At 54.6% G+C, this 13979-nt stretch carries 12 protein-coding genes and 1 pseudogene; 7 read left to right on the top strand and 6 right to left on the bottom strand.

Annotated elements, in window-relative coordinates:
* Positions 1 to 297: 297 nt before the first annotated feature.
* Positions 298 to 381 (bottom strand): small membrane protein YohP, encoded by an 84-nt coding sequence (locus MYY08_RS19280; protein ID WP_442897173.1) that lies wholly within the window; start codon positions 379 to 381, stop codon positions 298 to 300.
* A gap of 281 nt (positions 382 to 662) precedes the next feature.
* Between MYY08_RS19280 and MYY08_RS14620 the strand changes: the two genes are divergently transcribed.
* Entirely contained in the window at positions 663 to 908 is a 246-nt protein-coding gene (locus MYY08_RS14620) for a hypothetical protein (protein ID WP_038627479.1), read from the top strand.
* A gap of 128 nt (positions 909 to 1036) precedes the next feature.
* Here the strand turns inward: MYY08_RS14620 and gntT are convergent, their stop codons facing one another.
* Positions 1037 to 2353: a gluconate transporter gene (gene gntT, locus MYY08_RS14615; protein WP_038627480.1), complete on the bottom strand. Its 1317-nt coding sequence runs from the start codon at positions 2351 to 2353 to the stop codon at positions 1037 to 1039.
* A 276-nt stretch (positions 2354 to 2629) separates the two neighbouring features.
* Here gntT and MYY08_RS14610 point away from each other — a divergent pair, with 276 nt between their 5' ends.
* Complete coding sequence (locus MYY08_RS14610; protein ID WP_288014706.1) at positions 2630 to 3772, top strand: iron-containing alcohol dehydrogenase; 1143 nt, start codon at positions 2630 to 2632, stop codon at positions 3770 to 3772.
* A gap of 76 nt (positions 3773 to 3848) precedes the next feature.
* Here MYY08_RS14610 and MYY08_RS14605 read toward each other — a convergent pair whose 3' ends face one another.
* A complete protein-coding gene (locus tag MYY08_RS14605) occupies positions 3849 to 4670 on the bottom strand; it encodes a Cof-type HAD-IIB family hydrolase (RefSeq protein WP_038627482.1) in 822 nt (273 codons plus the stop codon).
* Between the two features lie 377 nt (positions 4671 to 5047).
* Positions 5048 to 6373, bottom strand: a complete 1326-nt coding sequence (gene dsdA, locus MYY08_RS14600; RefSeq protein WP_288014704.1) for a D-serine ammonia-lyase — start codon at positions 6371 to 6373, stop codon at positions 5048 to 5050.
* 632 nt (positions 6374 to 7005) lie between these two features.
* Here dsdA and zwf point away from each other — a divergent pair.
* Positions 7006 to 8481, top strand: a complete 1476-nt coding sequence (gene zwf / locus MYY08_RS14595) for a glucose-6-phosphate dehydrogenase (RefSeq protein ID WP_288014702.1) — start codon at positions 7006 to 7008, stop codon at positions 8479 to 8481.
* Positions 8482 to 8726: 245 nt separating this feature from the next.
* On the opposite strand, the gene MYY08_RS14590 is transcribed toward zwf, so the two are convergent.
* Both MYY08_RS14590 and MYY08_RS14585 read right to left on the bottom strand, forming a co-directional pair.
* Positions 8727 to 10187, bottom strand: a complete 1461-nt coding sequence (locus tag MYY08_RS14590) for a hypothetical protein (RefSeq protein WP_288014700.1) — start codon at positions 10185 to 10187, stop codon at positions 8727 to 8729.
* A 210-nt stretch (positions 10188 to 10397) separates the two neighbouring features.
* Positions 10398 to 11565 (bottom strand): annotated as a pseudogene (locus MYY08_RS14585) (IS3 family transposase).
* 84 nt (positions 11566 to 11649) lie between these two features.
* Here MYY08_RS14585 and MYY08_RS14580 point away from each other — a divergent pair.
* From MYY08_RS14580 to MYY08_RS14565, 4 genes are all read left to right on the top strand, one after another.
* Complete coding sequence (locus MYY08_RS14580) at positions 11650 to 12255, top strand: hypothetical protein (protein ID WP_288014698.1); 606 nt, start codon at positions 11650 to 11652, stop codon at positions 12253 to 12255.
* Positions 12248 to 12727, top strand: a complete 480-nt coding sequence (locus tag MYY08_RS14575) for a hypothetical protein (RefSeq protein ID WP_288014696.1) — start codon at positions 12248 to 12250, stop codon at positions 12725 to 12727. Before MYY08_RS14580 ends, MYY08_RS14575 begins: the two co-directional genes overlap by 8 nt.
* Before the next feature lie 333 nt (positions 12728 to 13060).
* Positions 13061 to 13303, top strand: a complete 243-nt coding sequence (locus tag MYY08_RS14570) for a hypothetical protein (RefSeq protein WP_288014695.1) — start codon at positions 13061 to 13063, stop codon at positions 13301 to 13303.
* Between the two features lie 95 nt (positions 13304 to 13398).
* Positions 13399 to 13773: a hypothetical protein gene (locus MYY08_RS14565; protein ID WP_145055386.1), complete on the top strand. Its 375-nt coding sequence runs from the start codon at positions 13399 to 13401 to the stop codon at positions 13771 to 13773.
* Positions 13774 to 13979: the final 206 nt, after the last annotated feature.

Raw genomic sequence — 13979 nt, 5'->3', positions numbered from 1 at the left:
TTCATGTGTTTTTGCTAAAATGATGCTCGCCGCGAAATCAGCAGTAAGGAAGATAAGGATGGTCATGAAAATAAGATGTACCGCCTGTGGGAGTAAGCGGTTTCGTTATACTACCGGAGACCAGAAAGGGAAATTCCACCACGGCGCGGTATGTGCTTATTGTTTTAAACCCTTTACCGTTCAGGACGTACTACCGATAACAGAATTAGATCCTATTACCCGATGTCTTATTGGACAACGCAGCACAGGTTAGATGTTAAACAGGCGGCGTCTCACAAAGAGCGCCGCCTGATTCGGTTAAAACAGAATCTTGAATACGCCGGTCAGCGTCAGCAGGCCGACGATAAAGATAATTGCGATAATCCACAGTATAATTTTCATTCCATCCTCCCTTCTGGCCGGTCTTCAGATCGCTCCGGCCCTTGAGTAAATTGCGTTGCGGCATGGCGTCGTCAGGCTGCACAGTAGACCGATAACAACCGCAACGGCACCTGTCCGGTAAGTATAGTGAAAGTTACAGGTTCTGCATTTTGCGAGCTGGATCGCGCCTTTCTCTTTTGCTTTGCCGGACATCCAACCGATTAAAAAAAGAACACTAAACTTATAGCGCGAAACCGTTCGGTGCTTCGTTATCTACTTATAGCCTGTAAAAAGGAGGCCCTATGAGCAGCATTAATACCAGTATGGGGAGATATTCTCTGAAGGCGAAAAATGCCGGCGATCACATTAAAGGTTCGATAGCCATTAATGACGAAGGCGGCGGCCAGCTCTCTTTACAGGAGTTTGACGAGCATTATCTGGACGATGTGGTGAACAACGTCATCTATCCGGTGACGGGCGGCAATCGCGATATTACGCGAGCGCTGCGCGATGAGATGATCAAAGCCGGTTTTAAACAGCCGCACTGACTGATTTTGGGTCACCGCAGGTGACCCTTCTGTTTTCTGCGCGTCTTTGCCCGCTGCGCGCCGCTTCCCTGAAACCTGATTCAGTAAAAAGCGTAGAGAGAACGGCGCAGCGAGCGTTTCCTTTCTTCTTAAATCATAGCGGAAAGCAGCAGACAGCCTACCAGCCCGCAAACGGAAATAATGGTCTCCAGCGCCGACCAGGAGCGGAGCGTTTCGCCAATGGTCAGGTTAAAATACTCTTTAAACAGCCAGAACCCCGGATCGTTAACGTGAGAGAAAATCACGCTGCCCGCGCCGACAGCGATCACCATCAGTTCCGGGCTGGCGCCGGAGGTGGCAATTAACGGCGCGACGATGCCGCCGGCGGTAATCGCCGCGACGGTCGCCGACCCCAGCGCAATACGCAGCACCGCGGCGATCGACCAGGCCATGAAGATGGGCGACACGTTGGTTTCATGCATCAGGCCAGCAATATATTTATCCACGCCGCTGTCTACCAGCACCTGCTTGAACGCGCCGCCGCCGCCGATAATCAGCAGCATCATGGCGATGATCTTGATGGAATCACCCAGCGTATTCATCACCTCGTCCATGCTGCGGCCCCGGTTCAGACCAAAGGTGAAGATGCCGATCAACACGGCAATCAGCGTCGCCATAATCGGATCGCCGAAAAATTCCGCCCAAGGAAGTAGCACATGCCCTTTCGGCAGGATCATTTCCGCCACGGCGCGCAGCGCCATCAGAATCACCGGCACCAGCGAGGTCCAGACGCTGACGCCAAAGCTCGGCATCTCCGCTTCGCTGAAGGTTTTCGGGTTATAAAGCCCTTCGGGGATCGGCTTATCGATATTTTTCAGAAAGCGCGCATAAACCGGCCCGGCGAGGATCACCGTTGGGATCGCCAACAGCGTGCCGAACAGCAGGGTTTTGCCCATATCGGCGTCAAACAGAGTGGCGATAGCGGTCGGACCCGGATGCGGCGGCAAAAAACCGTGGGTGACGGAAAGCGCCGCCGCCATCGGCACGCCGACATAAAGCAGCGGCACGCGCGCCGACGCGGCGATGCTGAACACCAGCGGCAGCAACAGCACGAAACCGACTTCATAGAACAGCGCAAAGCCGACGGTAAAACCGGTCAGCACCACCGCCCACTGAATATGACGCTGGCCGAATTTCGCAATCAGCGTCGTGGCGATGCGCTGCGCACCGCCGCAGTCGGCCAGCAGCTTACCCAGCATCGCGCCGAAGCCCATAATCAGCGCCAGGCTGCCGAGCGTGCCGCCCACGCCGGTTTTAATCGAAGTGATAACCTTATTGACCGGCATGCCCTGCATCATGCCCACCGCCAGCGCAACCAGAATCAGCGCGATAAATCCATTTAGTCTGAAGCGAATCATAAGCAGGAGCAGCAGAGCCACCCCTACCGCAACGATAACTAATGGCATAACTTTTCTCCGGTGAATGGCCGCTCAAGGGCGACGGCCTCTGTTTTAATTGTGGGGTACGTCGGCAGCGCGCTGCGCGACAGGGTTACAGTGCGTGTTACCGATAACATGGTAACGATAACAATTTGTCACCGGAATGAGGGGAGCAGGCAGAATTACTGATTTGCGAAGATGATCAACTTTTTGCGGCCCGGTTAATGGATTGTGGCTTTTCGCCGGCACGTCATACGCTGCTACACTCGTCGTCACCTCAATCATAGTGCGGCGGGAATAAATGTGTTAACCAGCCAGACGATCGCTAACCGACAAACCTTTTTTGGCCGCGGCAGCCTGCAACAACTGCCCGCTCTGCTGCAACAGCAGCCTCAGCCCACCCTGCTGTTTTGCGGCGCCTCCTTTCTTAACGGCCCGCATTACGCCGCGCTCAGCTCAACGCTGACGCCGTTGCTGGTCGGCCATGAAATTGTCGCTCATGAAGCTTCGCCGGACGAGATTGACCGCTGGGTCGCGCGCTGGCGCGGTCAGGTAAGGCGCGTGGTCGCCATCGGCGGCGGTAGCGTGCTGGACGCGGCGAAAGCGTTCGCGGCGGTCAGTCAGCATCCGTTGCAAACGCTGCGCTATCTGGAGAAAGTGGGCGATACGCCGATTAGCGGCGATACGCTGCAAGTGATCGCCATCCCCACCACGGCGGGCACCGGCAGCGAAGTGACGCAGAACGCCGTCGTAACGGACAAAGGCGATGTTAAGGTGAAGGCCTCGCTGCGCCACGCCAACTTTGTGCCGCCGGTCGCGATTCTCGATGCCAACCTGCTCGACAACACGCCGGATCGCATCCTGGCCTGCTGCGCCATCGACGCCTTTACCCATCTGTTTGAAGCCTGGCTGTCGGCGAAGGGCAATTTTTTCACCCGGCAAACTGCGCTGAGCGGCATGCGTCATTTTATTCAGGCCTGGCCGACGCTTAACCGCCAGGATGGACAGGGAGAAACGGCGCGCGAGGCGATGCTGATGGCGTCATGGCTTGGCGGCCTGAGCCTGAGTATGGCGGGACTTGGCGTGATCCACGGCATCGCCGGAGAGCTAGGCGCCATCAAAGATTATCATCATGGCGAGGTGTGCGGTCGGCTGCTGCTGCCTTTTCTCGACCTGCTGGAGAGCAGCGACCATCCACAACAGCGGGCGCTGATGGCGGAGCTGGATCGGGCGCTGTTTGGCGCCGCGCATTCTGAACCCGCACGCTATCTGGCGCAGTGGCTACAGGAACAGGCGATTTTTCCATTCTGGCGCGAGCCGCAACCCCTGAGCGCGGAAGAGGTCAGCTGGATCGTGACGCGCGCCAACAGCAAAAACGCGCTGGTCGATTACAGTGAAACGCAAATGCGCGAAATGCTGGCGCAGGCGTATCGCTGCGCCGTTTAATCCCCGCGCTCTCAGCGCGTCCTGAACGTCAACGCCGGGCGCTGCTTTATGCACGCACCGGCATTTTTGGCCTCGCTCAGGCAAACGGGCCGCGACCATCCAGCAGTTGCTGAATCACCTCCAGTACGCCCTCATGATTATTCGAGGGCGCCTGATAGCGCGCCGCCGCCTTAACCCGCTCCGGGGCATTGGCCATGGCGAAGCCGAAGCCCGCCTGATGCAGCATCTCCAGGTCGTTGCCGCCGTCGCCGAACGCCAGCACCTGCTGATGATCGATGTCCCAGCGCTGCTGCAACAGCGCCAGACCGTGCGCCTTGTGCAGCCCCGGAATAATCAAATCCGCCGAGCCGTGCCCGCTGCTGACCGCCGTCGCCACGCCCGCATGATGTCGTTCAATATCGGCTATCAGAGTCGGTACATAATCATCGGAAAGGTTCAGCGCAAACTTAAACAGACGATCGTCGATCTCATCCAGATGCGCGACCGCCCGCAGCCGGTGACAGTAGCGGCGCATCTTTTCGATATAGGCGGCGGGCGCGTCCGGGAAATACCAGGCGCTGTGATAGCCGCACAGCACGAATTTCAGGCCGGGATAGCTGCCGTGTCGCAGCGTATCGATAATTTTCATCACGTCATCGCGGGTAAATTCGCCAACAAAGCGATCTTCGCCCGCTTCGACGACATAAGCGCCATTCTCCGCCACAAACGCGATCTCATCGGCGATGCCGGGAAAAAAAGAGCGCAGCTGATAATACTGATTGCCGCTGGCAACGACAAAACGGATGCCGCGCGCCTTCAGCTGCGCGTACTGCCGTTGAAAACGCGCGCGGTTATAGTTTTTTCCGTCATCAAGAAAGGTGCCGTCCATATCCACCGCAACCAGCTTCACCTCTGCCATCCTCTTCTCTCCCGCTCGACTTGTTTGAGCCTCAGCTTAGCCGATGATTTTAGCGACCGCGACCGCCGCATCGGCAGTTACGGCAGAAGGAAGCGGCGCCCCCTCAGGGTCTGGGTCTGGCGCTGCTGGCGGACAAACTCGAGCTGCATGGCGCGTTGTGGGATCGGATAGCGATGCTGAACGAACATATGGGCGTGGTCGGCTACGCTTCCGTGGCGATGTTTGTGGCGATCTGGGGGCTTTCCGTGCTGAATTACCGCTACCGGAGATATGACCGGCTGACGGCGTGATTTTGCTGCGTGATAAGTTTCCTTATCACACAAAACAGGCGCTCCGCGATCGGGAGGGCCTGTTTTTAACGTTTTACTCCTGCGCCGTTACGCGTTAGATCTGCCGCGCGCCAGATAGCCTTGCATTTCGCTGGCCGGCACCATGCCGCCGCCGGTCGCCCAGACCAGATGCGTCGCATTTTCCATCATCGTCGCCGTCAGCTGATAGCGAGCCTGATATTCCTGACTGGCGGTGATGCGCTGCGGCCCGCTCATACCGGCCAGGGCTGAAGGCTCCAGCTGAAGGTTTTCAGTCTGGTAGAGCAGCGCCAGCAGGTCATACATCGACTCATCGCTCAGCGTATAGCAGCCGTCGATCAGTTGTTCCATGGCGCGGCCGACAAAGCCGGAGGCGCGACCTACCGCCAGACCGTCCGCGGCGGTTTTGTTATCAAGGCCGATATCCTGCACCGATATCGCATCATGCAGGCCGGTGCTCATGCCCAGCAGCATGCAGGGCGAATGCGTAGGCTCGGCGAAGAAGCAGTGAACGTGGTCGCCAAAGGCGAGCTTCATTCCAAACGCCACCCCGCCGGGGCCGCCGCCGACGCCACACGGCAGGTAAACGAACAGCGGGTGATCGGCATCAACGACGATGCCCTTCTCACGCAGCTGCGCAGGCAGCCGCAAACCAGCGACGGCGTAGCCGAGGAAAAGCGTGCGTGAGTTTTCATCATCAATGAAAAAACAGGCGGGATCGGATGCCGCCGCCTGACGCCCCTGCTCAACGGCGACGCCGTAGTCCTGTTCATACTCCATTACTTCAACGCCGTGGGCGCGCAGCCTGTCTTTCTTCCACTGCCGCGCGTCTGCGGACATATGTACGGTCACGTGAAAACCGAGCTTCGCGCTCATAATACCGATGGATAATCCCAGGTTGCCGGTAGAGCCGACGGCGATTTTATGCTGGCTGAAAAACTGACGGCAGGCTGGCGAAAGCAAAATGCTGTAATCATCCGTCAGGGTAATCAGCCCCGCCGCCAGCGCCAGTTTCTCAGCGTGGGCCAGCACCTCGTAGATGCCGCCGCGCGCCTTGATCGAACCTGAAATCGGCAGATGGCTGTCTTTTTTCAGCCACAGGCGGCCAGCGATCGGCGCGCGCTCCGCCAGCTTCGCCTGCATATTCAGCGCAGGCGTCATGTCAGATTCGATAATGCCGCCGGTCGCCGCCGTTTCCGGGAAAGCCGCGGCGATAAGCGGCGCAAACCGGCGTAGCCTTGCCTGAGCATCTTCCACATCGGCCTGCGTCAGCCCGACGCGCAGCAGCCCTTCGCGGGCGGGCTTCACCCCATCGTTAAACCAGATGGCTTCGCGCAAAGCTTTAAGTTCGTCGACAACGGGTGTGGCACTGAGTTTGTTCTGAAAATCGGTCATTGGGCGCTCCCGGCAAAATGTTGACGACAGAAGAATACAGCCGCTTAAACGGCACTGCTTAGCATAATAATTAACGCGTTAATCGCCTTATAAAAGCAATAAAAAACATCACGGCAGTAATGATTTAACCTCCTTTATCGCCGTAACGGCAATGAAGGAAGAAATTATTAAAGAGATGCTTGTTTTTGTGGACCGCTCGGGCGGCGTAACCAGACCGTCAGTCCTTTACAGTTTCGTATTTCCCTGGTGTTTCGACGCCATTTAAAGAGATCATCGCCCGACTGCTGAAAATCACTGTATTCTTCGCGACCACACCACCGCGACGCCGATCGCCTCCATGACGCGCTGGGATGCACTTTCCTGCTCTCCAATTTTACCTGACGGTTAGTCGCCTGCCGATGTGCCTGGGCAGGCGCGCCTCATAAGGCGCTGGCTTTTTTCCAGATGGACGCGGCTATACTTATCATTTTTACGCTGCCTGCTACTCTCTCGACATACGTACATGCCGGGCCTGGGGCGTCAGACGGTTTAAATTCTGTAACGGTTACTGAAATGGAAGCGATATGGCAACAGTAACGTTTCGACAGGCGCCTTCGCTTTTCTTCAACCCATCAGCAAGTCAGGAAAACATTATGTCAAACAACGAACCCGTTCAGGCCTGCGATCTCGTTATTTTTGGCACCAAAGGCGACCTTGCCCGTCGTAAGCTTCTCCCTTCCCTTTACCGGCTGGAAAAATCCCGTAGCCTGCATGCCGAAAGCACCATTACCGGCGTAGGCCGCGCCGACTGGGATCGAAAAACCTATGTTGAATTCGTCAGAGAGGCGCTGAACGCTTTTTTAAAAGAAGAGGTGGATGAAGAAGTCTGGTCGCGGTTTGCCGAACGACTCGATTTTTGCCCGCTTGATGTGAACGACGCGGAAGGGTTTAGCGCGCTGAAAGAAAAAGTCGACCAGGAAAAACGTATCACCATTAACTATTTTGCCATGCCGCCCGCCACGTTTAGCGCTATCTGCGAAGGTCTGGCATCCGCCTCTCTGCACCTTCCGCCGACGCGCATCGTCATGGAAAAGCCGCTGGGAAATTCTCTGGAGACTTTCAGAGAGATCAATGATGTGGTTAACCGCTATTTTGATGAAAGCCAGGTGTACCGTATCGACCACTATCTCGGTAAAGAAACCGTCCTTAACCTGCTTGCCCTGCGCTTCTCTAATTCTCTGTTTTTAAATAACTGGGATAACCGTTCGATTGAGCATGTCCAGATTACCGTCGCTGAAGAGGTGGGCATTGAAGGCCGCTGGGGTTATTTTGACCGCGCCGGCCAGATGCGGGATATGGTGCAGAGCCATCTTTTGCAGATATTGACGATGGTGACCATGTCGCCGCCGCCGGATCTGAGCGCCCGCGCCATCCGTGATGAAAAAGTCAAATTACTACGTTCGCTGCGCCGCATCGACCGCAGCAATATCCGCGATAAGGTGGTCAGAGGACAATATACCGGCGGCCTGATCAACGACCAGAAAGTACCCGGCTATCTTGAAGAAGAAGGCGCGGATAAGAAGAGTCAGACGGAAACTTTTGTTTCGGTCAGGGTGGATATCGACAACTGGCGCTGGGCTGGCGTGCCCTTCTATCTGCGTACCGGCAAGCGGATGCCGGTAAAAATGTCAGAAATCGTGATCTATTTTAAAAAGCCGCAGTTGAACCTCTTTTCCGCATCGCATAAGGAGCTGCCGCAAAACAAGCTGACGATACGTTTGCAGCCTGATGAAGGCATGGATCTGGAGATTCTTAATAAAATCCCCGGTCTGGATCATAAGCATCATTTGCAGATAACCAAGCTGGATCTGAGCTATTCCGATACCTTTGCGGAGCCGAAGCTTGCCGATGCTTACGATCGGCTGCTGCTGGAGTGCATGCGCGGCATTCAGGCGCTGTTTCTCAGCCGCGGTGAGGTGGAGGCGGCGTGGGAGTGGGTCGATTCCATTACCCATACCTGGGACACTAATAATACCCCGTTAAGGCCTTACCAGGCTGGGACATGGGGACCGCTGGCGTCGGTAGAGAATATCTCGCGCGAAGGCCATGAATGGAATGAGTTTTCGTAAGGCCTGTGCAGCGCAGCCAGAATGGTGAACCTTAAGCGGAACGCAGCCTGCTGTCGGCAGGCGCGCTGAAAGCGGCCCTGGATGCACGTAAAATCAAGGCTGATTCATGAGCAAGCCACGGCGCTGTTTGATGAATCAGCCGAGTCTGGTTACATCCTGCCGGCTGCCAGGACGAGCGTTTTCCAGCTATGGCCGCGCGATCGGGGATAGCTACATTACCCGCTTCTTCACGTCGATTAACTCTGTCAGCGTAAAACTGACACAGCATGCGGGGGAATATCCCCGTCCAGACAGAAAATTTCTTTTTCTCCCTCACTCAGCAGGTTTTCAAGTGCCTTCCTCACCATGGCAACATTGACCTTTCCGCTGTCAATCAGCCTGTCCCCATCTTCTAACAGGATCTGCGCTGCGCTTTTAAAACGTCCCGGCAGCTGATGCGTGTCAATTTTCGCCAGGCTCCTGCCATTATGGAGAAAGCGGTTCGCTACTGAAACTTCGCCTGAAAGTGAAAGCACATTTCCCCCGGATCCGCCTGTGGCGGCCGTGTGCCGAATAATATCTGCAAGATAGTCGTCACCTTCTTTTTTGTCTGAAAGAAAATTCCGTTCCAGACCGCTATAGCTGATTTCTTCAGCGTCAGCGTCGTGCGCGCGATAAACCAGCCGGGGAACAGGATTATCTCTGACGTATATCCTTAACTGTTCAATGGACTGAAAGCCGGTCGGCTCAATGCGGTCAGTGGGGTCAGCCCCCTTTGCAATAATATTTTCTACGGTCATTCTGGATGGTCTGACAGCGGAAGCGGACGAGGTTGCTGCCTGCGATGTTGACGGCGCGGATAAAAGGTTTCCATGACGATCGCAGGGCTGATTGTCGCTTTTCCGCTTGAAGCCGGAGGGAGAACTTTGGCTGGTTTTCACCCCCTCAGCCGTGCTTTTAAAATGACGCATCCCACCAGGCAGACGCGCCATCTCAGGGCTGACCAGCACATCTTTTCCGGAACCGCTCTCCTCTCTGCTGGTCACTATGGATAACTGCGTCACTGGCTGATGGCTGGTACTGTCATAAACCGTAAAATGGTTGCCGCCGGGATGCCGTAACCCCATCACCATGAGTGGATCTTTACTGCCGGGGTTCCTGAACGGCATAACCTGATAGCGCTCGCCATCGGGATGATATGGAGGCAGGCTTCCATTAAAGATCGCACCAGGCGGTATGGTCACGGCGGGCCTGTGGAAATTAAGCCTGTCAGGCATACCATTTACCGAAAAGTTTTTATCGTATCGCGCATTTACGATCGCCTTACCCTGTCCGTCTTTTATGGTCAGAGCAGTAACTGAGTTTTCCTTATCGGCATACAAGCGAGCCATACAGTTTTTATCCCCGTTATGACTAAAACCATATTCCTTACTGCCATCAGCATGGTGTGTCACGGGTTTGTTTTCATCAGGCGTGCCTGCGGAGATCAGATAAGCCATCTGTTCAGAACTGTATCTGCCTTTAAGTGCGCCATTACAGTATTCTTCTCCGCCAACGGTCAGCGTCCGCGGTAAGCCGGGAGAAGGCGTACCATTGGCAGCCGTGTTGCTTTCTGAAGATGTCAGGTTATTCAGGGTTGATGAAGGTTTCCCTACTGAAGTGTTTTTGGCGCTTGAGGAAGTTGCGGTATCGGTCTGGCTGAGCTGATGTCTTGAAACAGCAAGCATGGGTATAGTCCTCCTGATAGCAGATGCAAACCGGTCGGTGGTATTTATGTATGCCGGTTATGTCTCTTCAACGATTATGCTGAGTGGATAAATAAACCCTGTGGTTCCCACAAACGGCAAAAAAGTCGGAACAGGCTGCGTTTAGCGTCATACGGGTCAATCTTGCAGAATAAGGCGTAGGGTAAGTCAGTGCTGTCTGGAGTGTAGTGGTCAACTAAAATTGGCTACCGCTTTAGAGTTTTCCAGTATCGGTTTTCCGATTCGTTTGGTGGCAATCCACCGTTATATTCATACGGTCTGAGCGTGCTGTAGTAACCCACGATGTAATCTGTGATCGCATGAGAGGCTTCACTGAAGTTCATGTATCCCATCACGGGAACCCATTCATTTTTCAGGCTCCGGAAGAACCGCTCCATTGGGCTGTTATCCCGGCAATTTCCCGGCCGACTCATGCTCTGCTTTATCCTGCAACGCCACCGTAACTGCCTGAACTGCCGGTTTGTGTAGTGGCTACCCTGATCGCTATGGAACATCACTCCGCCTGGCTTTCCCCGACGCTCCCAGGCCATTTCCAGCGCTTTCATAGTGAGTTTGCTGTCCGGTGAGAATGACATTGCCCGGCCCACGGGTTTTCTGGCGAACAGGTCGTGAACAACAGCAAGATATGCCCAACGTTTTCCTGTCCAGATATAAGTCACGTCGCCGCACCATACCTGGCTGGGCTCGATGACCGCGAACTGACGATCAAGGTGGTTCGGTATAGCGATGTGTTCCTGTCCACCGCGCTTATACCGGTGTGTTGGCTGCTGGCAACTTACAAGTCCCGGCTCTTTCATGAGCTTGCCAGCAAGCCAGCGCCCCATACGGAAGCCTTTAAGTGTTGCCATAGTGGCAATGCTCCTTGCGCCCGCTGAGCCATGACTGATGCTGTATAACTCCTGCACCTGGCTACGCAACGCTGTCCGCCTGATATCCGGTTCATCAGGACGACTTTTCCAGTATTTGTAGCTGCTACGGTGAACCCCAAACACATGGCACAGTATCGCCACGGGATAACGCGCTCTGAGCTTCCCGATTAACGAGAACTGTTCAGGGAGTCTGACATCAAGAGCGCGGTAGCCTTTTTTAATATGTCGTTTTCCATTTCAATACGTTGAAGTTTTTTCTTCAGCTCACGAATTTCAGTTTGTTCCGGCGTTATCGGCGAGGCTTTTGGCGTTTTGCCCTGACGTTCATCACGCAACTGTTTAACCCGGCGCGTCATGGTAGAAAGCCCTGTATCCATCGCTTTAGCCGCTTCAGAAACGGTGTAATTCTGATCGACGACAAGCTGGGCTGATTCGCGTTTGAACTCTGCACTGAAATTTCTTTTTTTCATTTGGGCACCTGTATTGTTCTGAGGCGAGCATATCACCTCTGTTCAGGTGGCCAAATTCAGTAAACCACTACACTGTTGCGGCATTTGGCAGATAACGAAATCGACAGTGATTCATTCGCTGTAACGCATGAGAACGAAAACGGCAAAGAGACGGAATGTGAGTTGAGCATAACTGACTTTGCTCTACGCGCTGCTGCGGACGTTGATGCGATGCTCGATGCACTGTCGCAGCGTGACGCGCAGATAGCAGCGCTGGCGAAGCAGCCGCCGGTGGCATATACGGTTAGTCGAGTCATAGAGGCGCTTTCTAAGGGATACTTGGGGACAGTTACAGTCTGCCCGGACGCTCGCCAAGTAAGCCCTGTGCCGCTATTCCTCCACGCCGCGCCGCCAGCGCCGGTAGTGCAGAATGAAGTCGCAGAGGTGGCCCGCGCCGCGCTGGACTATATCGACGCGCTGCCGTCTGACGTTGTTGCGTCGCTGCCAGCTATGCCGGGGTTTGATCGTGGCTGGGCTGATGGTGCGCTGTCGTTGACTGCCGCGCCGCCAGCGCCGGTTAAGTTGCCAAGCCTGAAGCAGACGATTTCTGGTGAGCGCTACACCTGGTCAGATGGTGTTTACAACTACCAGCAGGACGTAATTGGAATACTCAAAGCGGCAGGCGTTGTTGTGGAGGTGGCAGATGAATAATCAGGAACGGCAGGCGCTGATTGAGCGAGTGTCAGAAATATACACAGAGTATTCTAAGCCTAATCACTCAAAAGCATTCAGCGTAAAAGACACTGAAATTGCTAAGCTGGCCCTTATTGCCCTGGCGGCATTAACCGCTGAGCCAGTTGCATTTACAGCGCAAAGCAACATTGATGGATTTGGCGGGGGAGTTGGATATATGTGGCCGCCTGGCAATGAAAAGCCCACTGATGTGGCTCTGTACGCCAATCCAATCGACAACACCGCGCCGCAGTATGAGGCGCTGGCAAGATTTGACACGGCAGGCGGCCCGGAGAAAACAGTAATTGTGCATCACGTTGCGCCTCCTGGCTGGCAACTGGTGCCGGTCGAGCCCACAGCGGAAATATATGACGCTGGTGATAAGCAGCTGGCTACAAAGCAGGTATGGGATGCAATGCTCGCCGCAGCACCGAAACCGGAGGGACAGTGACCAGATTCAAATACTCCCTCACCATGCTTCTTCCGGCGTTTATCGTCTGTTGGCCAATAGGAAAGTCTGCAAAGGCCATTGAGAGAATAGCCAGAAAGGTCAGATTAAAATGTGCCTATAAGATGCGGGACGTTTTAGCGGGAATTCCAACAGACGAAAGTAAGGAGAATGAATGTTAGCAGGCTTCATACTCCTCATTACCGCTCACTCTCACGCTCTACCCCTGACCGATAAAATCTATCCCACCAAAGCAGAATGCGAGTTCATGAAGCGTCGCGTAAATGAGCGTCGGCCGTTGGCTCAGCTGGAATGTGGTGAGGTAAGGAAATAATTATGGCTCCGAATGAAATGCTTAATAATTTCATTAAAGGTAATGGATATGGAGTAGCACCCAGCGCCGTGGTGGAGATGGCCCGCGAGCTACTGGCGCTACGGAAGGCGTTTAGTGAGCCCGCGGTGCATGAAGCTGAGATTAACGGAGTCATGTCTTCAGTAACAAAGTCACAATATCAAGATTGCAAAAAGTACGGCGTACCAACCAGGCTTTTGTATACCAAGCCCACAGAGATCACCTGATACCTCACCTGTTTACCGTTCCAAGTAAAGTTTTTCCTAGAGAAGTCGATTAAGAGTTGACGGGGCTAATCCCGGTGAATCAATAGGAATTTTAGATGAGTAAAGGACAATTCAACGTTGATAAGGACGGAATCAAAAAAATCGGTGAAGGCGTTGCGGTTGGCGTTGGTGCCGGTGCTGGGGCAGGAATTGGTGCTGCGATAGGCGTAAGCGGTGCTATTGCTGCTGCCGAAGCTACCGCCGCCGCCGCGGTTGTTGCAGGTAGCGCTTCTGCAACAACTGCGGGGTTGGCTGCTGCTGGCGGTGGTGCAATCGCAGCAGGCGGCACAGGAATGGCAGGAGGAGTCACAGCTATAGCTTCAGCAGCAGCAAGTAGTGCCGTAGTTCCAGTAGTTGGGTGGGCGGTAGCTGGCGCAGCATTAACTGGCCTTGCAGCTTGGGGAGCATACAAGTATCTAACGAAGGACTAATCATCTGGTCTAAAAATACCAACCGCCCACCGAGGCGGTTTTTTTGCACCTAAACCCCGGAGGTATCCCATGCGCGCAGGCATTAATGATGCAGCCAGTGAGCTGGAAGAACTGGTTTAAAAGGCGGCCAGTATAACGTAAATGAAAGGGGAAGAGCTTCCAACCGTATTTAACGCCGAGATGTATTCACGCCAATACAACATCAT

The sequence above is a fragment of the Mixta sp. genome, from assembly GCF_024610815.1.
In the GTDB taxonomy this organism is placed as follows: Bacteria; Pseudomonadota; Gammaproteobacteria; order Enterobacterales; family Enterobacteriaceae; genus Mixta; species Mixta calida.
The sequence above is the reverse complement of the archived record's forward strand: the minus strand, read 5'-3'. Positions and strand labels throughout refer to the sequence as shown.

What these genes read in the sequence shown, in the direction of transcription:
- MYY08_RS19280 (WP_442897173.1), bottom strand. Translation starts at nt 381, where the DNA reads ATGAAAATTATACTGTGGATTATCGCAATTATCTTTATCGTCGGCCTG.
- MYY08_RS14620 (WP_038627479.1), top strand. Translation starts at nt 663, where the DNA reads ATGAGCAGCATTAATACCAGTATGGGGAGATATTCTCTGAAGGCGAAA.
- gntT (WP_038627480.1), bottom strand. Translation starts at nt 2,353, where the DNA reads ATGCCATTAGTTATCGTTGCGGTAGGGGTGGCTCTGCTGCTCCTGCTT.
- MYY08_RS14605 (WP_038627482.1), bottom strand. Translation starts at nt 4,670, where the DNA reads ATGGCAGAGGTGAAGCTGGTTGCGGTGGATATGGACGGCACCTTTCTT.
- dsdA (WP_288014704.1), bottom strand. Translation starts at nt 6,373, where the DNA reads ATGACCGATTTTCAGAACAAACTCAGTGCCACACCCGTTGTCGACGAA.
- zwf (WP_288014702.1), top strand. Translation starts at nt 7,006, where the DNA reads ATGTCAAACAACGAACCCGTTCAGGCCTGCGATCTCGTTATTTTTGGC.
- MYY08_RS14590 (WP_288014700.1), bottom strand. Translation starts at nt 10,187, where the DNA reads ATGCTTGCTGTTTCAAGACATCAGCTCAGCCAGACCGATACCGCAACT.
- MYY08_RS14575 (WP_288014696.1), top strand. Translation starts at nt 12,248, where the DNA reads ATGAATAATCAGGAACGGCAGGCGCTGATTGAGCGAGTGTCAGAAATA.
- MYY08_RS14570 (WP_288014695.1), top strand. Translation starts at nt 13,061, where the DNA reads ATGGCTCCGAATGAAATGCTTAATAATTTCATTAAAGGTAATGGATAT.
- MYY08_RS14565 (WP_145055386.1), top strand. Translation starts at nt 13,399, where the DNA reads ATGAGTAAAGGACAATTCAACGTTGATAAGGACGGAATCAAAAAAATC.